Source organism: Geodermatophilus obscurus, assembly GCF_900115395.1.
Classification (GTDB): Bacteria; Actinomycetota; Actinomycetes; order Mycobacteriales; family Geodermatophilaceae; genus Geodermatophilus; species Geodermatophilus obscurus_B.
This window is the reverse complement of the sequence record NZ_FOWE01000006.1, coordinates 183344-205212: the sequence shown is the minus strand read 5'-3', so window position 1 is coordinate 205212 and position 21869 is coordinate 183344. Positions and strand designations below refer to the sequence as shown.

Annotated in this window: 20 protein-coding genes; 6 read left to right on the top strand and 14 right to left on the bottom strand. The window is 76.1% G+C overall.

Annotated features, from left to right (window positions below; all coding sequences use genetic code 11):
• The first annotated feature begins 45 nt into the window (after positions 1-45).
• Positions 46-507, top strand: a complete 462-nt coding sequence (locus tag BM165_RS13475) for an SRPBCC family protein (RefSeq protein WP_075014043.1) — start codon at positions 46-48, stop codon at positions 505-507.
• Between the two features lie 476 nt (positions 508-983).
• Here BM165_RS13475 and BM165_RS24295 read toward each other — a convergent pair whose 3' ends face one another.
• Together BM165_RS24295 and BM165_RS13465 are read right to left on the bottom strand one after the other, a co-directional pair.
• On the bottom strand, positions 984-1226 hold the full coding sequence (locus BM165_RS24295; protein WP_075014042.1) for a hypothetical protein: 243 nt from the start codon (positions 1224-1226) through the stop codon (positions 984-986).
• A gap of 17 nt (positions 1227-1243) precedes the next feature.
• Complete coding sequence (locus tag BM165_RS13465; RefSeq protein ID WP_075014041.1) at positions 1244-2674, bottom strand: bifunctional 3-(3-hydroxy-phenyl)propionate/3-hydroxycinnamic acid hydroxylase; 1431 nt, start codon at positions 2672-2674, stop codon at positions 1244-1246.
• Positions 2675-2729: 55 nt separating this feature from the next.
• Here BM165_RS13465 and BM165_RS13460 point away from each other — a divergent pair, with 55 nt between their 5' ends.
• The 4 genes from BM165_RS13460 (at position 2730) to BM165_RS13450 (ending at position 5947) form a co-directional block, all read left to right on the top strand.
• The gene (locus BM165_RS13460; RefSeq protein ID WP_083427364.1) at positions 2730-3506 is read left to right on the top strand and encodes a class E sortase; all 777 of its coding nucleotides are present in this window, start codon (positions 2730-2732) and stop codon (positions 3504-3506) included.
• A gap of 8 nt (positions 3507-3514) precedes the next feature.
• Positions 3515-3679 carry a hypothetical protein gene (locus BM165_RS24775; protein WP_177225192.1) on the top strand — a complete coding sequence of 55 codons (165 nt, stop codon included), beginning with the start codon at positions 3515-3517 and terminating at the stop codon, positions 3677-3679.
• A 137-nt stretch (positions 3680-3816) separates the two neighbouring features.
• Positions 3817-4944: an NDMA-dependent alcohol dehydrogenase gene (locus BM165_RS13455; protein WP_075014040.1), complete on the top strand. Its 1128-nt coding sequence runs from the start codon at positions 3817-3819 to the stop codon at positions 4942-4944.
• Between the two features lie 142 nt (positions 4945-5086).
• Positions 5087-5947, top strand: a complete 861-nt coding sequence (locus BM165_RS13450; protein ID WP_075014039.1) for a response regulator transcription factor — start codon at positions 5087-5089, stop codon at positions 5945-5947.
• A gap of 108 nt (positions 5948-6055) precedes the next feature.
• Here the strand turns inward: BM165_RS13450 and BM165_RS13445 are convergent, their stop codons facing one another.
• The 7 genes from BM165_RS13445 to BM165_RS13415 all read right to left on the bottom strand — a co-directional run bounded on the left by BM165_RS13445 (position 6056) and on the right by BM165_RS13415 (position 14315).
• A complete protein-coding gene (locus BM165_RS13445; protein ID WP_075014038.1) occupies positions 6056-7930 on the bottom strand; it encodes an AAA family ATPase in 1875 nt (624 codons plus the stop codon).
• Positions 7931-8010: 80 nt separating this feature from the next.
• Complete coding sequence (locus BM165_RS13440) at positions 8011-9150, bottom strand: NDMA-dependent alcohol dehydrogenase (RefSeq protein ID WP_075014037.1); 1140 nt, start codon at positions 9148-9150, stop codon at positions 8011-8013.
• Between the two features lie 104 nt (positions 9151-9254).
• Complete coding sequence (locus BM165_RS13435) at positions 9255-9869, bottom strand: MOSC domain-containing protein (protein ID WP_083427331.1); 615 nt, start codon at positions 9867-9869, stop codon at positions 9255-9257.
• On the bottom strand, positions 9869-10990 hold the full coding sequence (locus tag BM165_RS13430; RefSeq protein WP_075014036.1) for an XdhC family protein: 1122 nt from the start codon (positions 10988-10990) through the stop codon (positions 9869-9871). The genes BM165_RS13435 and BM165_RS13430 overlap by 1 nt, the downstream gene beginning before the upstream one ends.
• Positions 10991-11073: 83 nt before the next feature.
• Positions 11074-12246, bottom strand: coding sequence for a vWA domain-containing protein (locus BM165_RS13425; protein ID WP_083427330.1), 1173 nt, complete (start codon positions 12244-12246; stop codon positions 11074-11076).
• Between the two features lie 3 nt (positions 12247-12249).
• Complete coding sequence (locus BM165_RS13420) at positions 12250-13200, bottom strand: AAA family ATPase (protein ID WP_244274217.1); 951 nt, start codon at positions 13198-13200, stop codon at positions 12250-12252.
• A 137-nt stretch (positions 13201-13337) separates the two neighbouring features.
• Positions 13338-14315, bottom strand: a complete 978-nt coding sequence (locus BM165_RS13415; protein ID WP_075014035.1) for a PRC and DUF2382 domain-containing protein — start codon at positions 14313-14315, stop codon at positions 13338-13340.
• 323 nt (positions 14316-14638) lie between these two features.
• Between BM165_RS13415 and BM165_RS13410 the strand changes: the two genes are divergently transcribed.
• Complete coding sequence (locus BM165_RS13410; protein ID WP_075014034.1) at positions 14639-15448, top strand: DUF3097 domain-containing protein; 810 nt, start codon at positions 14639-14641, stop codon at positions 15446-15448.
• A 103-nt stretch (positions 15449-15551) separates the two neighbouring features.
• On the opposite strand, the gene BM165_RS13405 is transcribed toward BM165_RS13410, so the two are convergent.
• The 5 genes from BM165_RS13405 to BM165_RS13385 all read right to left on the bottom strand — a co-directional run bounded on the left by BM165_RS13405 (position 15552) and on the right by BM165_RS13385 (position 21856).
• Positions 15552-18260, bottom strand: coding sequence for an FtsX-like permease family protein (locus BM165_RS13405; protein WP_075014033.1), 2709 nt, complete (start codon positions 18258-18260; stop codon positions 15552-15554).
• A complete protein-coding gene (locus BM165_RS13400; RefSeq protein WP_075014032.1) occupies positions 18257-18985 on the bottom strand; it encodes an ABC transporter ATP-binding protein in 729 nt (242 codons plus the stop codon). Before BM165_RS13400 ends, BM165_RS13405 begins: the two co-directional genes overlap by 4 nt.
• Positions 18982-19560: a PadR family transcriptional regulator gene (locus BM165_RS13395; protein ID WP_075014031.1), complete on the bottom strand. Its 579-nt coding sequence runs from the start codon at positions 19558-19560 to the stop codon at positions 18982-18984. Before BM165_RS13395 ends, BM165_RS13400 begins: the two co-directional genes overlap by 4 nt.
• A gap of 112 nt (positions 19561-19672) precedes the next feature.
• Positions 19673-20512 (bottom strand): aldo/keto reductase, encoded by an 840-nt coding sequence (locus tag BM165_RS13390; RefSeq protein ID WP_075014030.1) that lies wholly within the window; start codon positions 20510-20512, stop codon positions 19673-19675.
• 78 nt (positions 20513-20590) lie between these two features.
• Positions 20591-21856: an MFS transporter gene (locus tag BM165_RS13385; protein WP_083427328.1), complete on the bottom strand. Its 1266-nt coding sequence runs from the start codon at positions 21854-21856 to the stop codon at positions 20591-20593.
• Positions 21857-21869: the final 13 nt, after the last annotated feature.

Sequence of the window (21869 nt, the reverse complement as noted above, 5' to 3'; positions counted from 1 at the left end):
CCACCGAGTCTGCCGCCGAGCACGGCCGACGGCAGACTCGGCGGCATGCCCGACCTGACGCACTCGGACTCCGTCGTCGTCGCCGTCGGCCCGGAGGAGCTCTACGACCTCGTCAGCGACGTGACCCGCACCGGTGAGTGGAGCCCGGTCTGCGTGGCCTGCTGGTGGGACGAGGGCGCGACCGGGCGGGTGGGCGACTGGTTCACCGGCCGCAACGTGACGCCGGAGCGGACGTGGGAGACGCGCAGCCTGGTGGCCGCGGCCGACCGCGGCCGGGAGTTCGCCTGGCTGGTCGGCGGCTCGCGGGCGCGCTGGGGCTACACGCTCGAGCCGGTCGGGGGCGGCACCCGGCTCACCGAGTCGTGGGCGTTCCTGCCCGACGGGCTGGCGTTCATGGCGGAGCGCTACGGCGACGACGCGCCCGCCCAGGTGCAGGCGCGGACCCGGGCGGCGCACGAGGGCATCCCGGCGACGCTGGCCGCCGTCAAGCGCATCGCCGAGGCCTGACGCGGTCGCCGGCTGTGCACCCGTCGGGGTCCCGGGTGGGGCGGAAGCCCCGACGGGTGCACGCTCACGGGCGCCCGGTCCGGGCCCGTCCGCGGACGTGCCCGGGAGGCCGGTCCCGGTCAGTCCTGGCAGACCCGTCGGGGCGTTGCTGCACCGTCCAGAGGTGGTCCAGCGCGCGCTCGGCGGCCGCCTCGTCGCCCATCGCGATCAGGGCGGTCGCGTGCTGGTGGAGGTCGCGGGACCAGACCTCGTGGTGGACGGGGAAGTGCTGCAGTCCGTCCGCCCAGGCCCACGGCTTGCCCAGGGAGGCGACGAACCCGCCGCGGAACGTCTCGTCCTCGCTGGCCGCCGTGCATCACACGCTAGGGGGTGCCTGTGTCCCGGCGTGACCACCGGCCGGTGCGGCGGTCACGGGGATGTGCACTTCCGCGGACCTGCACGGTGCAGATCCGCGGAAGTGCACGGGAGGGTCCTGGCTACCTGCCGAGGATGCCGCCGATCGCGCCGCCGATGCCGCCGCCCTGGCCGCCGCCCCCGCCGCCACCGCCACCGCCGAGCATCTTGACCAGGTCCATCGGGTCGAGGCCGAGCTTCTGCAGGATGCCCGCGTGCTGGTCGGTGTCGACCTGACCGGGCAGTTCCTGGTCGGCCTGCTGCGCCTTGTCGTCCTGCCCCTGGGACTGCAGCAGCTGGAGGATCTGTGCCTTGTCGATCTGCATGACCGGCCCCTACCCACTCAGCCCGCCGCACGCACCACCCGGTCGGGACGGACGACGGCGAAGCGCGCCCGCCCGGCGCGCAGCCACGCGGTGAGCACGCCGTCGACGTCGTCGGCCTCGGTGCGCCGCCCGCCCGCGGTGACGGCGACCCGGCCGGCCGCGACCGCCGCGAGCACGGCCGTCCCGGTGCCGAGGACGTCGTCGAGCCGGCACTCCCGCCCGTCGACGCGGACCCGGGCCCGCGGCACGAGGGTGCCGACCAGCCGGCGCCCAGCCCGGCCGCCCCGGTCGACCAGCGGGCCGCGGTGCAGGGGCGGCGTCCGGCTGTCGGTGGCGTAGGCGGCCAGCGCCGGCACCCGCCCGACGGCGGCCAGCACCGTCCGGCGCACCGGGACGGCGCCCGCTCCCCCGCCGGTCATCAGCCGCCCGACGAGCGCGGCGAGCCGGACCAGCGTGCGGGCGTGCGGGCCGCGCTCGGCCCCGTGGGTGTCGAGCAGGTCCTCCCCGGCCTCCCCGGACACGACGGCGGCCAGCTTCCACGCCACCTGGTGCACGTCGCGCAGGCCCAGCCCCAGGCCCTGGCCGACGAACGGCGGGGTGAGGTGCGCGGCGTCGCCGGCCAGGAGCACCCGGCCGCGACGCCACCGGTCGACGACCTGCGCCCGGTAGACGTACTCCGCGGCGCGGACCACCTCGGCCCGCTCGGCGCCGAACGGGGCCAGCAGCGCCGGCAGGTCGGCGGCGAGGCCGGCCGCGGTCTCTCCCGGCCGCAGCCGCGCCTCGAACCGGTAGCGGTCGCCGCTGACCGGCATGAACGTCGCCGCGCGCGCCGGGTCGCACACCTGCTGGACGCCCGGCCAGACCGGCAGCGGCGCCGGCGAGCGCAGGTCGGCCACGAGCCACCGGTCGGGCCGGCCCAGGTCGCGCATCCGCCCGCCCACCAGCCGCCGCACGGTGCTGTGCGCACCGTCGCAGCCGAGCACCGCCGCGGCCTCCAGGCAGGCACCGTCGGCCGTCGTCACCGTGACGGACCGGTCCCCCTCCGCCAGCCCGACCACGTCGGCCGGGGCGCACGACGTGATCCCCGGCGTGCGGTCGACGGCGGCCCGCAGCACCGCCTCGAGGTCGGGCTGGTGGAACATCGAGGCCTGCGGCCAGCCGTGCCGGCCCGCGCCCGCCTCGCGGCGGAACTCGGCGAGCACCCGGTGCCCGGCGTCGACCAGCCGCAGCCCGGCCATCGGCCGGCTGACGGCGAGGAACTCCTCGACCACGCCGGCGTCGGCCAGCGCCCGCAGCGCCTCGTCGTCGAGGTGCACCGCCCGCGGGACGGCGGGCGGGGCGGGCCGGCGGTCCAGCAGGAGCACCGGGCACCCGCGCCGGGCCAGCAGCAGGGCGGCGGTGGTGCCGACCGGGCCGGCGCCGACGACGACCACGGGCAGGCGCGACACGCCGCCAGTCTCCCGGACCCCGTTCCCGCGGCCCGCCTGGCATCGTTGCGTGGTCATGTCATCACCGTCCGCGGTCGCATCGCCTCCCGAGTGGCACCGGTACGGCCGCCCCCGCCGGGACCGCTGGCGGACGCTGGTCAGCGGTCTGGGTCAGACCCTGCTCACCGCCGGCATCGTGCTGCTGCTGTTCGTCGTCTACGAGCTGTGGGTGACGGGGCTGTTCGCCGCCCGCGAGCAGGACCGGCTGGCCGACGAGCTGCGCACCGGCTGGTCGGCCGACGCCCCGGTGGTCGGCGTCCCCGGCGCGCCGGCCGCGCCCGGGGTGGGCGAGCCGCTGGCGGTGCTGCACGTGCCGCGGCTGGGCGAGGACTGGTCGCGGGTGGTGCTGGAGGGCACCGCCGAGGAGCAGCTGGCCCAGGGGCCGGGTCACTACGTCGGGACGGCGCTGCCCGGGGAGCCGGGCAACGTCGCCGTCGCCGGGCACCGGGTGGGGCGCGGCTCGCCGTTCCTGGAGCTCGACGCGCTGCAGTCGGGCGACCCGATCGTCGTCGAGGTGGCCGACGGCTGGTTCACCTACCGGGTGCTCGCCGACGGGCAGGACCCCCAGGGCGTCCCCGGCCGGCAGATCGTGACGCCGGACCGCATCGACGTCATCGCGCCGACCCCCGGCGGCGCGGCCGACGCCGCCCCCACCGGCTCCTACCTGACGCTGACCACCTGCCACCCGCGCTACTCCGCCCGGCAGCGGCTGGTCGTGCACGCCGTGCTCGACGGTCCCGGCGTGACGCGGGCGGACGCACCCGACGGGCCGCCGGCCCTGACCGAGGACTGAGGACCCGCGTGTACCGCTGGATCTGGCACTCCCTCCCCGGGGGGACGGCGACCCGCTCGGTGCTGGCGCTGCTGCTCGCGCTCGCCGCCTGCGCCCTGCTGCTGTTCGTCGTCTTCCCGGCCGTGGAGCCGCACCTGCCCTTCACCTCCGTGACGGTCGACCCCGCCCGCTGACGGCCCCGGCGGCGCAACCGTTGCCGTGCGCTTGACGGCACCCGGTGCCGGACCGACAGTGTGGCGCGGCGCACAGCCGACGCGGCGGCCCGTCGACGGCGACGGGCGGTGACACGGCACTGACGGAAGGACACCGGGTGAAGACCAAGGGCGCGATCCTGTGGGGCGTGGGCGAGGAGTGGTCGATCGAGGAGATCGAGCTCGGCGACCCGAAGGCGGGTGAGGTCCAGGTCCAGCTGGCCGCCTCGGGGCTCTGCCACAGCGACGAGCACCTGGTCACCGGCGGCACGCCCGTGGCGTTCTACCCGGTCATCGGCGGCCACGAGGGCGCGGGCGTCGTCACGAAGGTCGGCCCCGGCGTGACCGGGCTGCAGGAGGGCGACCACGTCGTCACCGCCTTCATCCCCGCGTGCGGGCAGTGTCCGCCGTGCTCGAAGGGGATGCAGAACCTCTGCGACCTCGGCGCCAACCTGCTGGCCGGGACGTCGATCTCCGACGGCAGCTACCGCGTGCAGGCGCGCGGCAAGGACGTCATCCCGATGTGCCTGCTCGGCACGTTCTCGCCCTACATCACCGTGCACCAGGCGTCGGTGGTGAAGGTCGAGCCCGACATCCCGCTGGAGATCGCCGCGCTGGTCGGCTGCGGCGTCACCACCGGCTGGGGGTCGGCCACCAAGGTCGCCGACGTCCGCCCGGGCGAGAACGTGGTGGTCATGGGCGCCGGCGGCGTCGGCATGAACGCCGTCCAGGGCGCAGCTGCGGCAGGAGCGAAGCGGGTCATGGTCATCGAGCCGGTCGCGAAGAAGCGCGAGTGGGCGATGGACATGGGCGCCACCCACACCTTCGAGTCGGCCGAGGAGGCCACCGGGAAGGTCAACGAGCTGACCTGGGGCCGCATGGCCGACAAGACGATCATCACCGTCGGCGACATCCAGGGCGAGGACATCCAGACCGCGCTGAGCCTCACCGGCAAGGGCGGCCGGGCGGTGGTCACCGGGATGGGCAACTACGCCAACACCGACGTCAAGCTCAGCCTCTTCGAGCTCACGCTGCTGCAGAAGGACCTGCAGGGCGCCATCTTCGGCGGCCTGGCCCCGCGGGCGGCGATCCCCGAGCTGCTCGCGCTGTACCAGGAGGGCCAGCTCAAGCTCGACGAGCTCGCCACCACGAAGTACGCGCTCGAGGACATCAACCAGGGCTATCAGGACATGCGCGACGGCAAGAACATCCGCGGGATGGTCGTCTACACCGACGCCGACCGCTGAGCCGGCAGCCCTCCGCCGCGCCGTCGCGCCCCGCCCGCCGCACGGGGCGGGGCACGACGGCGCCCGGGGGGACCGGCCCACCGTCCCGACCTGCGACGACGTGACCCGGCCCACCGTGGTGCCGGAGGCGTGAGGAGGCCCGGTGTCCCTCCCGGCGACGACACGTCCCGACGACCGCGACGTCCTGCGCGCCGCCGTCCGCGAGGTACACGCCCGCTCGGGCATGGGCGTGGTCTTCGCCGGCCCGGTGCAGGACGGTGACCTCTGCATCGGGCACCTCGTCGGGGCCCGCACGCGGCACCTGCAGGGGCTGCGGGTGCGCTCGGGTGCCGGGCTCGGCGGGCGGGTGCTCAGCGAGGGCCGGCCGGCCGGCGTCGAGGACTACGGGCAGGCCCTCGACATCACCCACGAGTACGACGGCCCGGTGCTCGCCGAGGGGCTGTGCACGGTGGCCGCGGCACCGGTGCTCGTCGGCGGGCACGGGCGGGCGGTCCTGTACGCGGCCAGCCGCGAGGGCGGGTCGGTGGGCGACCGGGTGCGCGACGCGCTGGTCCGCGCCGCCGCCCGCGCGGCCGCCGAGCTCTCCGTCCGGGACGAGGTCGACCGCCGGCTGGCGCTGGTCGCCGCCGCCCCGGCCGCCCCCGCCGCGCCCGGCGACCCGGCGCGGTGGGAGGAGGTGCGCGCGGTGCACGCCGAGCTGCGGCTGGCCGCGCAGACCACCGCGGACGCCGCGCTGCGCGACCGCCTGCTGTCGGCGTGCGGACGGCTGGCGGCCCTGGGAGCGGCACCGGACACACCGCCGCCGCCGGTGCACCTGTCGGCGCGGGAGGTCGACGTCCTCACGCAGGTGGCGCTGGGCTGCAGCAACCGGGAGACCGCCGCCCGCCTGTGCCTGCGCCCGGAGACGGTGAAGAGCTACCTCGGCTCGGCCATGACCAAGCTCGACGCCCACACGCGGCTCGAGGCCGTCGTCCGCGCCCGGGGGCTCGGCCTGCTGCCGTGACACCGCGGTCCTACCGGACCGCACCGCGGCCAGGTGCCGTACCCGACCGCAGCTGAGCCCCACCCGCCACTCCTCGCAGAGGCCTCCGGCCCCCACTCGTCGCGGCGATCAGCCGAGCAGGCGGGTGAGCGCGGGACCGAGGTCGCGCAGCGTCCGCACCATCTGCGCGGTGCCGCCCCCGCGCCCGGCCAGCTCCCGCGCGGCCTGCTCGGCCTCGGGGGTGGGCAGCGGGCACAGCACGTGCAGCCGGTCGATGCCGCCCAGCGCCGACTCGGGCGGGTCCCCGGTGGTGTGCAGGCAGTCGGAGAGCAGCACCACGACGCGCTCGTCGGCCACCTGGGCGGCCAGTTGCAGGCGGGCGGCCCGCAGCGCTGCGGCGAGGTCGGTCATCCCGTGCCCGCGCAGGCCCAGCAGGTGCGTGACGACGTCCTCGGCGGCGCGGCGCTGACCCGGCCGCTGCACCACGTCGACCTCCCGGCCGAAGGTGATCAGGCCGGTCCGCAGCCGCTCGTCCCCGGTGAGGACGACGCCGGCCGCCGCCACCGCCGCGATCGCCACCCCCAGCCCGGTCATCGAGCCGGACGTGTCGACGGCGAGGCACACCGACCGCCGGTGCCCGGTCCAGCGGCGCGTGACGAGGTCCCCCTCGGCCAGCGGCGTCCCGACGGCCCAGCGGTCCAGCGTGCGGTCGAGGTCGAGGTCGCCGTCGCCGCGGCGGTCGGGCACCAGCCGGCGCGTGCCCCGCGTCCGCGTGCGGCCCACGCGCCCGACCTGCACGAACACCCGCCCGGCCAGCCGCTGGGCCGCCGAGCGCAGGTCGCGGTCGGTGGCGGCCGCGAGGTCGGTGAGCAGCGCGGCAGCGGCGTCGGCGTCCTCGGCCATCAGCGCGGCGAAGGCCTCCTCGTCGAGCTCGCCGACCTCGGGGCTGACCTCCTCGAACGCCTCGTGCCGCGCCGCCATCTCCCGCCGGCTGGTCTGCCGCCGGCCGCCGCCCGAGCGGCGGTCCCGGCGCAGCGAGGACGCGGAGTCGGGGCCCGCCGGGGACTCCGGCGGGCCCTCACCTTTTCCCTGGTCGTCACCGCCCGGGGACTCGGCCGGCGGGTCTCCCCCGTCCGGTGGCGGAGGCCCCTCCTCCGGCCAGACGCCGTCGAGGATCTCGTCGATGACCGCCTCGGCCGTGCGCTCGACGCCGTCGGTGATGCGGATCCGGCCCGACAGGGCGGCGTAGGCGGCGTCGCGCGCGGTCTCCCGGGCGCCCTCGGCGCCGAGGCCCGACTGGCCGCGGACGTCGAGCAGGCCGCCGAGCAGCAGGACCAGGTCGGTCGCGCCGCGCACCGAGGACCCCATCCGGACGTCCCGGTGCTCCCGGGTGGCCCGCACCAGCCGGACGGCGAGTCCGATGAGGGCCGGCGGTGCCGCGGTGACGGCCCCGACGATCGCCCGCTCGGCCGCGGCGTCCTGGTAGCCGAGCACCACCCGGCACATCCGGTCGGCGATCGCCTGCCCGACCCGCGCGGTGCCGATGGCGTCGAAGGGGTTCATCGCCGCGATCAGCCGGAACCCGGCGGCTGCCCGCACGTGGCCGAGCCGGGGCACGGTGATCTCGCCCTCGGTGAGCACGGTGATGAGGACGTTGAGCGTCTCCTCGGGGATCCGGTTGAGCTCCTCGAGGTAGAGCAGCCCGTGCCCGCGCATCGCCGTCAGCAGCGGCCCGTCGGTGAAGCTGCCGGGCACGTAGCCGTCGGCGAGGACGGCGGCGGGGTCGTACTGGCCGATCAGCCGCGCCGGCGTCAGCTCGGCGTTGCCCTCGACGAAGACGACCTCCTGGCCGACGTCGGCGGCGATGGAGCGCAGCAGCGTGGACTTGCCGGTCCCCGGCGGTCCCTCGAGGACGACGTGCCGGTTGGTCCGCAGCGCGACGGTGAGCACCTCGCGCTCCCGGCGCAGGCCGATGACCGGGTGCGGCGCGGTGGGGTCGGCCACGCGACTCCTCTCGGGAGGGTGCGGCCGGGGTCCGCCCGCCGGTCGTGACGACCAGTGTGCAGACCCCGGCCCGGGACCGCTCAGGCCGGGGCGCCCTCCAGCGGCGGGGTGTCGTACCTGATGACGCCGCGGATGTTCTTGCCGGCGACGAGGTCCTCGTAGCCCTGGTTGACCTGGTCGAGCGTGTACGTCTGGGTGATCAGCTCGTCGAGCTTGAGGTCGCCGGACTGGTACAGCTCGACCATCTTCGGGATGTCGTGGAACGGGTCGCCGGAGCCGAACAGGCTGCCCTTCACCGTCTTCTCGAACAGCGTGAGCATGGCGCTGTTGAGCTCGATGTTGGGCTTGGTCGGGTCGGCGAGGCCGATGATGACCGCCGTGCCGCCCTTGCGGATGACGTTCACCGAGTCGGAGACGACCTTCGAGTCGACGACGCCCACGGTGATGATCGCCTTGTCCGCGCCGACCCCGCGGGTCAGCTGCTGCACCAGCTCCTGGGCCTCCTCGGCCGTCTCGCAGGAATGCGTGGCGCCCAACTGCTCGGCGGCCTCGCGCTTGTTGGGCAGCGGGTCGACGGCGACGACGTTGCGGGCGCCGGCCAGCGCCGCGCCCTGCACGCTGTTGATGCCGATCCCGCCGATGCCGTAGATGACGATCGTGTCGCCGGCCTCGGTCTCCGCCGCGTGCACCGCCGCGCCCCAGCCGGTGGGGACGCCGCAGCCGATGAGCACGACCTTGTCCAGCGGCAGGTCGGGGTCGACCTTCACCGCGGAGTTCTCGCTGATGACGGCGCGCTCGGAGAACGTGCCGAGCATGCACATGCCGCCGTAGTCGTTGCCGTCGTCGTCGTGGAAGCGGTAGGTGCCGTCGGGGAGGTTGCCGATCAGGATCGAGGCGCCCATGTCGCAGAGGTTCGACTTGCCCGTCGAGCACCAGCGACAGTGCCCGCACACCGGCAGGAACGAGCAGATGACGTGGTCGCCGGGCTGCAGGCGGGTGACGCCGGGCCCGACCTTCTCGATGACCCCGGCCCCCTCGTGCCCGCCGACGATGGGGAACTGCGGGACGATGTCGCCGTGCCGCAGGTGCTCGTCGGAGTGGCACAGGCCGGCGGCGACGTAGCGGATCAGCACCTCACCGGCCTTCGGTTCGTCCAGCTCCAGCTCGACGATCTCGAACGGCTGGTGCATGTCCCGCAGTACGGCTGCCCTGGTCCTCATCGACCCTCCCGTTCCCGGCCGCCGCTGCTCGACGGCACGTCCTCGGATGGGCCATCGTCCGGAGGCGGGTGGAACCGGGGCCACCCCCGGACGGGGGGACCGGGTCAGCCGCGCGGGCGCAGCGCCGGACGGCGGGCCTCCCCTGCCCGCGCCGGGTCGAGCGGCACCGCGCTCCGCAGCACGGCCGGGCCGAGCCGCAGCACGCCGCCGGTCAGGGGCGCGCAGCGGATCCCGGCGCGGCCGCGCATGCCCCGGTGCGCGCCCGGCGCCAGCACGGTGTCCAGCCACGCGCAGGGGTTGGCCGGCCGCCCGCCGCGCAGGACGACGACGCCCTCCCCGCAGTCGAGGGAGAACACCTCGCCGCGCAGCGCCTCGACCTCCGCGCCCCGCAGGACGACGTTGCGGCGGGTCAGCAGCGGGTCGAGCGGGCCGGTGCCGAGCTCGGCGGCCAGCGCCTCCACCGACTCGGCGGCGAGCACGGTGACGGCGGCGTCGCGGTGCGCGGCCCGGCCGGCGTAGCGGTCGCCGGTGATGCCGTGCGCGGCGCGCACCTCGACGCGGTCGACCCGGTCGCCGTCCTGCGGGGGCACGACGCCGCCCGGCCGCCCGTCGTAGCGGTGCACCGGCGAGACGAGCAGCCCGACGACGTCGACGTCAGTAAGGACCCCCGTGCCCCCCACCACTCGCAAGCTCGCGGCGGGGCCCTGCACGAGGGCCATCAGCGCTCCGCCGTCCGGTGGATCGGGCCCTCGATCCCGGTCAGCCGCTCACCCGAGCCACCCCAGCGCCCGGCGATGATCTCCGCGGCGATCGAGACGGCGGTCTCCTCGGGCGTGCGGGCGCCGAGGTCCAGCCCGATCGGCGAGGACAGCCGGGCCAGCTCGGCCTCGGACAGGCCCGCCTCGCGCAGCCGCTCCAGCCGCTCGTCGTGCGTGCGCCGCGAGCCCATCGCGCCGACGTAGGCCACCGGCAGCCGCAGCGCGACCTCCAGCAGCGGGACGTCGAACTTCGGGTCGTGGGTGAGCACGCACAGCACGGTGCGCTCGTCGATCCGCCCGGCGTCGACCTCGGCCTGCAGGTAGCGGTGCGGCCACTCGACGACGACCTCGTGCGCGTCGGGGAAGCGGCGGGCGGTGGCGAACACCGGCCGCGCGTCGCAGACGGTGACGCGGTACCCGAGGAACGCGCCCACGCGGGCGACGGCCGCGGCGAAGTCGATGGCGCCGAACACGACCATCCGCGCCGGCGGGGCGAACGAGGAGACGAACAGCGTCAGCTCGTCGCCGCGCCGCTCGCCGTCGTGGCCGTAGGTCAGCGTGCCGGTGCGGCCGGCGGCGAGCATGCCGCGGGCGTCGTCGGCGACGGCGTCGTCGAGGCGCTGCAGGCCGAGGGTGCCCGAGCTGCGGTCGGGCCAGAGCACCAGGCGCCGGCCGATGCGGTCGTCGGGTCCGCGGACCACGGTGACGACGGCGACCGGCTCGTGGCGGCCCACCGACCCGGCGATCTCCCCCAGCTCGGGGAACGACTCGCGCGACACCGGCTCGACGAACACGTCGAGGATGCCGCCGCAGGTCAGGCCGACGGCGAAGGCGTCGTCGTCGCTGACGCCGTACCGCTCGAGCGTGGGGACGCCGGACTCGACGACGTCCTTGGCCTCCTCGTACACCGCGCCCTCGACGCAGCCGCCGGAGACGCTGCCGACCGCCGTCCCGTCGGGGCCGACCAGCATCGCGGCGCCGGCCGGGCGCGGCGCCGAGCGCCAGGTGGCCACGACCGTCCCCATGCCGACCGTCTCCCCGGCCTGCCACCAGCCGACCAGGTCATCCAGGACTTCACGCACGTGACGGCTCCTCCACCTCGGACGTCGGCCCACCTGCAGGGGCCTGCCGCGAGCCTGCGGGTGGCGGGGGGCAGGAGGGTCCCTCAGGCACGCGAGATCACCCCTGACAGCTCCTCGAAAGCGGCCAGGCTGTGGCCCGACACGAACGCGTCAACGGACGGCAGGGCCGCCTGCATCCCCCCGGTCAGCGGCTCGTAGCCCGACCGGCCCTTGTGCGGGTTGACCCAGACGACGGCGTGCGCGAGGCGGCGGAGCCGGGCCATCTGCTCGCGCAGCAGGTCGGGGCTGCCCCGCTCCCAGCCGTCGCTGCACACGACCACGACCGCGCCGCGCGCCGTCCCCCGCTGTCCCCACCGGTCGAGGAAGGCCTTGAGCACCTCGCCGAGCCGGGTGCCGCCCGACCAGTCGGGGATCGCCTCGCCGCTGGCGGTCAGGGCCCGGTCGGGGTCGCGCAGCCGCATCTCACGGGTGACGCGCGTCAGCCGCGTGCCGATGGTGAACACCTCGGTGGACGCCGGCCGCGACCGCACGGCCGCGTGGGCGAAGCGCAGCAGCGCGTCGGCGTAGGGGCTCATCGACCCCGAGACGTCGACCAGCAGCACCACCCGCCGCGGCCGGGGCCGCGCCCGCCGGCGCAGCAGCCGCGTCACCTCCCCGCCGTCGCGCAGGGCACGGCGCACGGTGCGCGCCGGGTGCACCGCCCCGCGCAGGGACGGCCGGCGCCGGCGCGAGGCCCGCATGGGGGTGGCGGGCCGGACCAGGGTGAACAGCCGCCGCAGGTGCTCGCGCTCGGCCGGGGTCAGGTCGGCGACGTCGCGGTGGCGCAGCACCTCGTCCCCGGACGCCGCGACGGCCAGGTCGGAGGGGTCCTCGCCCTCCTCGCCGGCACCGCGGCCCTGCTCCAGCGGTGCGGTGGAGGACACCCGCGGCGGCGGGGACGCCGACGTCGCGGTGGACCGGCGGGGCGCCTCCCCGCCGAAGTACGCGGCGAACGCGGCGTCGTAGCGGTCGAGGTCGTCGAGGCCGGCGCAGAGCGTCAGCCGGCCGGCCCAGTAGACGGCGGTCGCGTCGAGGACGCCGAGCACCGACACCGCCGAGAGCATCGCCTCGACGCGGTCCGGGGAGGCGGTGACCCCGGCGGCGCGCAGGGTGCGGGCGAAGCCCAGGACGGTGGAGACGACGTCGCGTGGCTCGGAGGCATGGGAAGCTATCCCCACGTTCTCGCCCCGGGGACGTGCGGAGAGCTTCCTGTGCATCGCTCAGGCGCCACCGAACAGCGCTCCGCGGGCGAGGGCGTGCACGCGGTCGGTGTCCTCGCGGTACTTCAGCACCGCGCCGAGCGTGCGGGCGGCGAGGTCGGGGTCGAGGTCGCGGGCGCCGAGGGCGTGCAGCGCGCTGGCCCAGTCCATCGCCTCGGCCACCCCCGGCGGCTTGAGCAGGTCCAGCGACCGCAGCGTGCCGGTCGCCCGTGCCACCTCGCGGGCGAGCTGCTCGGTGACCTCGGGCAGCCGGGTGCGCAGGATGGCGACCTCGCGGTCGAAGCCGGGGTGCTCCAGCCAGTGGTAGAGGCAGCGGCGCTTGAGCGCGTCGTGCACCTCGCGCGTGCGGTTGGAGGTCAGCACCACCAGGGGCGGCACGTCGGCGCGCACGGTGCCGAGCTCCGGGATGGAGATGGTGAAGTCGGAGAGGACCTCGAGCAGGAACGCCTCGAACTCGTCGTCGGCCCGGTCGACCTCGTCGACGAGCAGGACGCTCGGGGAGTCCTCCAGCGCCTGCAGCAGCGGGCGGGCGAGCAGGAAGCGGCGGTCGTAGAGCGAGGCCTCGAGCGCCTCGGTGTCGCCGGTGGCGTGGGCCGCCTCGGCGGCGCGCAGGTGCAGCAGCTGGCGGCCGAAGTCCCAGTCGTAGAGCGCCTGGCTGGCCTCGAGGCCCTCGTAGCACTGCAGCCGGTACAGCGGCCGGCCGGTGACCTCGGCCAGCGCCCGGGCCAGCGCCGTCTTGCCGACCCCGGCCTCCCCCTCCAGGAAGAGCGGGCGGCGCATCACCAGCGCCAGGTACGCCGCCGTGGCCAGCCCCTCGTCGGGCAGGTACCCGGTGGCCTCGAGGGCGGAGGCCAGCTCACCGGGCCCACCCGGGAGTCCGTCGGCCCCGGGCCTGGTGGCGGGCGGCATCCGGGGCGGCGTCCCGGGCGGTGCAGCCGTCGTGTCGGTCACGCCGCCGAGCATCCCACCCGCGCGCGAGCGCGGTCACACCCCGGACACCACGGTGGCCGGCCGGGAGAGAGGTCTCCGGCCGGCCACCGCCGACTGTGCTGCGCCCGGGTCACCCGGGCCGTGGTGCGCTGCTGTCGTTACCGGCCGACCTGGCCGTCGTTGTCGCGGTCGAGGGCGTCCTTGGCCTTCTGCACGAAGCCCCGGTTGTCCCCGCCGGTGGTGCCGGTGACGCCGTCGGTGTCGACCTCGATCTCCTCCTTGCGCACCTGCTCGGAGACCTGCTGCTGCTCGGTCACCGTCTGGGTGTCCAGGCGCACGCGCTCGACCGGGGTGGCCTCCTTGGAGACCACGGGGCGCTCGGCGTGCAGCACGACCTCGTGCTCCTCCTCCGAGATCGCCGGGCCGTCGTAGGCGTTGCCCACGTTGGCGTCGGTGATCGGCTCGCGCTCGACCCGGACCTCCTCGTGCGACACCGGCACGGTCTGCGTCACGTTCTCGGTCACCACGTACTTGCGCAGCCGCGCCCGGCCGGCCTCGACCTGCTGGGTGCCGACCTGCAGGTGCTCCTCCGAGCGGGTCATCGCGTTGTCCGTCGTCGGACCGGAGGTGTCGTGACCCACGGTGCCGCGGCGGGCCTCGAGGTCGTCGGGGACCCCGTCACCGTCGCGGTCGGCCCGGCCGGTGCCCATGCCCGTGGTCCCCGTGCCCGCGCCCATCCCGGCGGTACCGGTGGTCGTGGTGTCGGTGGTGGTCTGCTGCGTCATGCCCTGCTGGGCCATGCCCTGCGTCTGCGTGCCGGTGCCGGAGCCCAGGCCGTAGTAGCGGTAGAGCTCCTGCTCCTCCTGCGGGGACAGGTGCCCGTCGGTGTCGATCTTCGGGGCGTCCTTGACCTTGGCCTTGCTGACGTTCACGCGCAGGCCTTCGTTGGTCAGGTCGGCGTCACGGAGCGGCACGAAGGACTCCTTCGTGCCGAACAGACCGGTGCGCACCGTGGCCCACTCCGGCTGGCCGGTCTCGTCGTCCAGGTAGACCTCGGAGGCCGAGCCGATCTTGTCGCCGGACGAGTCGTACACGTCCTGCCCGATCACACGGCTGATGGTGTCGGTGCCGATCATCGTCGTTTCGCGCTCCCATCTGAGCTCAGGTGTAACGGTCGTAGAGAGGGGTGTCCGGTCTGGGCGGCGCGAAACGAACTAGATCCAACTGGACACTCCGGTCGCTGAGCGTCGTCCCGGCCGAGACCCGGCGGAGCGTCCACCGGCCACACATACGGGCAGGTCAGCGCGGTGTGTCCCGGATCTGCGGCAGGCGGATCGGTTGGCGATGACCAGTGACACCACGTGACGATCTCGTCGCCCGGGCGTGTCGCAGGCCACTCCGCCGGCCGTCCCCGGCGCGTCGGCACCACCGGCGCGCCGTCATCAGCTCTCCTGGAGGGGTGCCGCCCCGCTCCCCCTATGACGACCTGGTGCACCCGCGCACGGTGGAGAGACCACCGCCTCAGGTGGCCGCCGAACGCGACCTCGTCGTCGAGGACCCCAGCTCCGGGTTCGTCGGCGCCGTCGTGCGCTGCGAGAAGGACGTCGTCCACCTCGAGGACCGGTTCGGCAAGGTCCGCGCCTACCCCCTGGGCCCCGGCTTCTGGGTGGACGGCCGGCCCGTGGTGCTCGTGCGCCCCACGCCGAGGGGACCGGCGACGCCGACCCGCAGCGCGTCGGGCTCGACCTACGTGGCCGGCGCCCGCGCCCGGGTGGCGCGCGAGGGCCGCATCTACGTCGAGGGCAAGCACGACGCCGAGCTCGTGGAGAAGGTCTGGGGACACGACCTGCGCATCGAGGGCGTCGTCGTCGAGCCGCTGCACGGCGTCGACGACCTGCCGGGCATCGTCCGGGAGTTCCGCCCGTCCCCGGGCCGGCGGCTCGGCGTCCTGGTCGACCACCTGGTGCGCGGGTCGAAGGAGTCGCGGATCGCCGGGCAGGTGACCGGGGAGCACGCCCTGGTCGTGGGACACCCCTTCATCGACATCTGGCAGGCGGTCAAGCCCTCCGTCGTCGGCATCCGCGCCTGGCCGGACGTGCCGAGGGGCGAGGACTGGAAGACCGGCGTCTGCCGCCGGCTGGGCTGGGAGGACGACACCGGCTACGTGTGGGCGCAGCGGATCCTGGCCCGCGTGCGCACCTGGACCGACCTCGAGCCGGCGCTGATCGGCCGCGTCGAGGAGCTCATCGACTTCGTCACGACGGACTGAGGGAGCCGCGCCACGATCAGGTGACCTGATCGTGGCGCGTCCTCCCTCGCGGTGGGCGGTGAGGGAGGACGCGCCGCGGTGAGGGAGGACGTCCCGCCGGGCCTCAGCCCACCTCCCGCCGGGTCATCGGCAGCCGGGACCGCACGGCCAGGCCGCTGACGACGACGGCGAGCAGCGGCACGCCCACCGCGACGGCGGCCAGCAGGTCCCACGGCACGACGACGACCGGGTCCGCGCCCGCCCCGTAGTCGGTGGTGGTGAGCGGGTACGCGACCGCGATCCCGGGCGGGAGCCCCGCGAGCACCCCGAGCAGCGCACCGAACCCGCCGATCACCGCGGCCGAGCCCATCGCCACCAGCCGCCGGATCCGCGGGGGCGCCCCGATCGCGGCCAGCGTGGCGGCGTCGGGCCGGGCGTCGGCCACCGCCAGGCCGGTCGCCGTCAGCGTGGCGACGAGGACCAGCGTCCCGCCCACGAGCAGCAGGACGAGGCGGGCGATCGAGAGGTCGTCGGACCAGCCGCGCTCGACGTACAGGCCGACGGTCGCGTCCAGCGCGGCCAGCGCCTCGCGCAGGCGGGTCTCCTCCGCCGCGGTGACCGGCGCGTCCGGCCCCCCGGCGACCAGCTGGAGCGTCTCCACCGGCACGGGCAGCTGCCCGGCGAGGGACGCCGGCACGAACACCTGTGCGGGCAGGTCGGCCTGCGCGCTCCCCGTCAGCGGCACCTCCGCGCCGGGCAGGTCCACCGCGCCGAGGGACTCCGGCCGTCCCGTGGCCTCGTCGTACCGCACCGCCTCGAGGCGGACCACCTCCTGCGCGTCGACCGCGCCGGTCCCCAGGACGGCGACCCGCCCCTGCGCCAGCGCCGCCGCGACGCCGGGGGCCAGGTCCGCGGGGAGCAGGTCCGCGAGCGCGCCCGGCTCGCCGACGAGCACGTCGGCCAGGCTCAGGGCGACGGGGACGCCCGCGTCGTCGGACCAGCCGCAGTCGTCGACCGGCCCCGAGCAGCCGGGACGGGCCACCCGCAGCAGGCGCCCCTCGGGGTCGCTCCAGCTCACCCCCTGGATGCCGGCGACATCGCGCCCCGGCAGCCCGCGGCCGACCGCCGCCGTGACGGCGTCCCAGTCGGTGCCCCCGACGCCGGTGACGACGGCCGCCCCCATCGGGGCCCGGGGGAGGTAGTCGCGCTCGGACTGCGCGCTGTCGCTCGCGCTGCCGACGGCCAGCGCGGTCACGCCCGCGACGGTGGCCATGACCGCGGCGACGGCCGGCGCGGTCCGCGTGCGGTTGCGGGTGGCGTCGCGGACGGCCAGCCGCCCCGACACGGGCAGCCGGCGGGCGAGCGGCGCGAGCAGCCCGACCAGCCAGGACGTCGCCAGCAGCAGGCCGACCACGAGCAGGACGGCGCCGCCGGCGACGGCGAACTCGGTGCCCCGGGCGCCGAGCACGGTGAGGACCAGCCCGGCCGCCGCCACCAGCAGGCCGAGCACCGGCAGCCGCCGCGAGGAGCGCACCTGCCCCCGGCGCCCGGCGAGCGTGACGGCGACGTCGGTGCGCGCCGCCTGCCGCGCCGGGACGTAGGCGGCCGCCAGTCCCGCCAGGGCCCCGGCGGTGACGACGACGAGCGCGTCGCGGACCGGGACGTCGAACGGCCCGAACGTGACGTCGAAGCGGTCCTCGAGGACCGGTGCCACCGGCCACGCCAGTGCCGACCCGAGGAGCGCCCCCGCGAGCGCGCCGCCGCCCCCGAGGAGCAGGCCCGAGGCGAGCACCGCGCGGCGCAGGTCGGCCGGCGTCGCCCCGTTGGCGGCGAGGAGCGCGAGGTCGCGACGCCGGCGGCGCAGCCCGACCGCGAACGCCGGCCCGGCCAACAGCACCACCTCGAGCAGCAGCGCGGCCACGACGAGCGCGACGACGGCGGTCTGCGCCGCGGTGCCGCTGCTCCCGCTGCTGCCGCCCGGGGGCAGCCACTCCTCCGCCGGTGGCGGGTCGAGCACGACCTCGCGGGAGACCACCAGCAGGCCCCGGGCGTTGAGCTCCTGCACCGCGGGCCAGTCGAGGCCGCCGGGGACCGCGGCGAAGAACTCGGCCGTCGCCCCGCGGAGCAGGTCGGCCGAGGCCGGCGGCAGGACGACGGCGGACGACCCGAGCCCGGTCGAGCGCAGGACGCCGACCACGGTCACCGGCACGTCGTCGCGGGTCAGCAGCAGCTCGTCACCGACGCCGGCCCGCTCGGCGAGCGCCGGGGTGACCGCCACCTCGCCGTCGCGCTCGGGCACCCGGCCCTCGACCACCGTGACCGCGCCCTCGCGGAGCGGGTCGGTCAGGTCGTCGACGGAGCCGTCGGCGCGCGCGTAGCCGGCGCCGGTGCGGTACTCGACGGAGCCGGTCCGCCGCTCGACCAGGTCCGAGCCGGCCGGGAGGAGGGCGGAGACCTCGGCCGCCGACCAGGGCGCCTGGTCCTCCCCGGGGATCGCGAGGGGTTCGCCGAGCACCGGGTCGGCGTACACCGGCTCACGGGCGAGGCCCTCGATCCTAGCGTCGGCTGCGCCCAGGCGTCCCGGCAGCGCCTCGACCGGGCTGACGTCGGCAGTGCGCACCAGGGTGGCGCCCGCGACGACCACCAGCACCGGCAGCCCGACCATCAGCAGCACCAGCGCGGTGCGGCCCGGGGAGCGCCGGGCGTCGCGGCGGGCCAGTCGCAGCGCCAGCCCCCAGCGGACCAGCCAGCCGGCGACCCGGCCGGACCGGCGCCCGTCCCCCGCCGGCCCGCGCGCCTCCGGCGGCCGCGGCGGGCTGGCCAGCGCGGTCACCGCGCGCCGTCCCCCGTGAGCAGGGACTCCGCACCGGCGCCCGGTCCGCTCTGGTCGACGACGACGCCGTCGCGGAGGAAGACCACCCGGTCGGCCCAGGCGGCGTGCCGGGCGTCGTGGGTGACCAGGACCCCCGCGGCCCCGGCGTCGCAGCGCGCGCGGAGGACGCGCAGCACCTGCTCGCCGGTCGTGGAGTCCAGCGCCCCGGTGGGCTCGTCGGCCAGGAGCAGGCGCCGCGGGCCGACGAGTGCGCGGGCGATCGCCACCCGCTGCTGCTGGCCGCCGCTCATCTCGTCGGGGAAGCGCCCGGCGAGCACGCCCAGGCCGACCTCCTCCAGCGCTGCCCGCGCCGCACGCCGGGCCAGGCCGCCGCGGACGCCGTCGAGCTCCAGCGGCAGCGCCACGTTCTCCAGCGCCGACAGCGACGGGAGCAGGTTGAGGTCCTGGAAGACGTACCCGACGCTGCGCCGGCGGACGGCGGCCACCTGCCGGCGCGAGAGCTCGGCGAGGTCGCGGCCCTCCACGCGGACCCGGCCCGCGGTCGGGGTGTCCAGCCCGCCGGCGAGCTGCAGCAGGGTGGACTTGCCCGAGCCCGACGGCCCCATGACGGCGACCAGCTCGCCCAGCGAGACGGACAGGTCCACCCCCCGGAGGGCGCGGACCACCGTCTCCCCCTGGCGGTGCTCGCGCGTGACGCCGGAGAGGACCAGCACCGGCGCGCTCACCGCCGGCTCCCCTGGCGGGCCGGGGCACCGGTAACCGCGGGGGCGGGGCGGCGGGACGCGGCGCGGACCACCCGCGCCTCGCAGTGGTCGAGCCAGCGGATCTCGGCCTCGGCGCGGAAGACCAGGGACTCCAGCACCAGCGACCAGGCGAGCTCGTCGGGTGCGTCGTGCGCCCGGGCCTTGAGCCGGGTGAGCTCCTGCAGCTGGCGCATCGTGCCGGTGCGCTGCGCCTGCACCACCGCGAGCACGTCGACACCCGGCGTGGTGACGGCCAGGGCGAGCTTGATGGCCAGCTCGTCGCGCGGCGCGCCCTTGGCGGTCACCGGCGACCGGAACCAGGCGCCCACCTCGACGCGGCCGTCGTCGGTCAGCCGGTAGGCGATGCGCCCGTCGGCGTCCGGGGCGCCGTCCTGGACCACCAGGCCGTCGCGCTCGAGCCGGTCGAGGGTCGTGTAGACCTGCCCGACGTTCAGCGGCCAGGTGGACCCGGTGGCGGCGTCGAACTCCGCCCGCAATTGGTACCCGTGTCGGGGACCGCGCTCGAGGAGGGCGAGCAGCCCGTGCCGGATGGACATGGATACGGAGTATGCATACGCGGTATGCCTCCGTCCAGGGCCGCGTGCGCCGCGTCCGGGGTCCCGAGGACGACGGCCGCCGCCCCGGTCGGGGTGGCGGCCGTCGCGGGCGTCAGCGGGGGATGTAGTCGAACGTGTCCGGGTCCGGCCCGGTGCGCTCGCCGCGGTCGAGGGCGCTGATGGTGGCCATCTGCCCCTCGTCGAGCTCGAAGTCGAAGATCGCGAAGTTCTGCTCGATGCGCTCGCGGGTCACCGACTTCGGGAAGACGACGTCGCCGCGCTGCACGTGCCACCGCAGCACGACCTGCGCCGGCGTCCGGCCGAGCGCCTCGGCGACGGTGACGACGGCCGGGTCGTCGAGCACCTTGCCCTGCGCGATGGGCGACCAGGCCTCGGTGACGATCTCGTGGTCGGCGTCGAAGGCCCGCACCTCGTCGTTGGCGAGGTAGGGGTGCACCTCGATCTGGTTGACCGCCGGGCGCACCGTGGTCTCGGCGAACAGCCGGCGCAGGTGGTGCGGGTTGAAGTTGGAGACGCCGATCGCTCGGCAGCGGCCGCTCGCGTAGATCTCCTCCATCGCCTTCCACGTCTCGACGTAGTCGACGTCGATCGTGGGCAGCGGCCAGTGGACGAGGAACAGGTCCAGCTGGTCGAAGCCGAGGTCGGCCAGCGTCTGGTCGAAGGCCCGCAGCGCGTCGTCGCGGCGGTGGAAGCCGTTGTTCAGCTTGCTGGTGACGAAGACCTCGGCCCGGTCGATGCCCGACTCCCGGACGGCCTGCCCGACCTCCTTCTCGTTGCCGTACATCTCCGCGGTGTCGATGTGCCGGTAGCCGACCTCGAGCGCGGTGCGCACGGCCTCGACGGTGTCCTGCGGCTCGATCTGGTAGACGCCGAAGCCCAGCTGCGGGATCTCGACGCCGTTGTTCAGGCGGATGGTGGGCACGGTGGCCACGGGCACTCCCTCTCGGTTCCGGACGGAGGACGGGCGGCACACCGCTCGATGGCGCGCCGCCCGTCCCTCGCCGACCGGCTACCCGCCGACCGGACCGTCAACCCGTGCCGCGGGCTCCGGGACGCGCCGCAGCAGGGGCGCCCCGGCGAGGCCGATGAGGCCGGCCGCGGCGGCGGCCACCGCGGGCACGGCGAAGGCCGCCTGCGCGCCCCACGCGTCGACCGCCGCACCGGCCAGGGCCGAGCCGGCGGTGACGCCGAGGGTCAGCCCGGTGTTGGTCCACGACAGCGCCTCGGTGAGCGCCGCCCTCGGCACCCGCGACTCCACGAGCGAGGCCCCGGACACCAGCACCGGGGCGACGGCGAGGCCGGCGAGGAACCCGGCGCCGACGAGCAGCGGCAGCGACGAGACCAGCCACAGCCCCTGCGCGGCCACGCCGAACGCGACGGCCGTGCCGACGAACCGCGCGGCCAGGGTGCCGGGCAGCCGCGCGACGCCGTAGGCCAGCCCGGCGACCAGGCTGCCGCCCGCGTAGAGCGCCAGCGCGAGGCCGGCCAGCGCGGGCTGCCCGACCGCCTCGGCGAACCCCACGACGACGACGTCCATCGCGCCGAACACCGTGCCGACGCCGAGGTAGGCGGCGCAGACGACGAGCACCGCGGGGCCCAGTGCCGCGCGACGCAGCGACCCGCCGCCGGCCGGGGCCTGGACGGGGACCGGCTCGGTGTCGCGCTGGCGCGCCAGCCACAGCCCGCCCGCGGTGCCGAGCACGATGCCGGTGGTGAACCCCGCGGCCGGGGCGATCATCGTGCCGAGCACGGTCACCAGCGGCGGCCCGACGACGAACACCACCTCGTCGACGACGGACTCGAAGGCGAACGCGGTCTGCCGTCGCTCGGCGTCCTCCAGCAGGGCAGCCCAGCGCGCGCGGACCAGGGCACCGATGTTGGGCACGCTGGCGCCGGTGAGGGCGGCGAGGAGGAACCAGCTCCAGCGGGGGGCGTCGGCGACGACGACCGCGACGAACGCCAGGCCGGTGACCAGGTAGGCGGCCATCGCGACCCGCAGGACCGTGCCCTGGCCGCGGCGGTCCATGACGCGCGACCACTGGGGCCCGCCGACGGAGGCCGCCAGCGCCAGCGTGCCGGAGACGGCACCGGCCAGCGCATAACTGCCCGACTCCCCCTCGACGAGCAGGACGGCACCCAGGCCGAGCATCGGCAGCGGCAGCCGGGCAACCCAGCCGGCGAGGGAGAACCACGCCGAGCCGGGGACGGTGAACAGGCGGGCGTAAGGCCCGAGCAGGGGACGGAGCAGGGGACGGAGGACGGTGCGGGGTGACACGGGCTTCTCTCGT